This window comes from Bacillus sp. CR71, assembly GCF_003429245.1.
Lineage (GTDB): Bacteria > Bacillota > Bacilli > Bacillales > Bacillaceae_G > Bacillus_A > Bacillus_A thuringiensis_S.
The window spans coordinates 5,914,290-5,914,510 of sequence record NZ_CP031748.1 but is presented as its reverse complement, the minus strand read 5'-3'; the positions used below and the strand labels follow the sequence as shown (position 1 = coordinate 5,914,510).

Sequence of the window (221 nt, the reverse complement as noted above, 5' to 3'; positions counted from 1 at the left end):
CAAGGTAACACAGGCGCTACCGGCAATACAGGCGCTCAAGGACCTGCGGGTGCTACCGGCGCTACTGGACCTCAGGGGCCTCAAGGTAACACAGGCGCTACCGGCAATACAGGCGCTCAAGGACCTGCGGGTGCTACCGGCGCTACTGGACCTCAGGGGCCTCAAGGTAACACAGGCGCTACCGGCAATACAGGCGCTCAAGGACCTGCGGGTGCTACCGG

The 221-nt window shown here is 63.8% G+C and carries 1 pseudogene; it reads left to right on the top strand.

Annotation, left to right across the window (positions count from 1 at the left end):
* Positions 1 to 221: pseudogene (locus DOS87_RS29855) on the top strand (collagen-like protein); the annotation flags it as partial.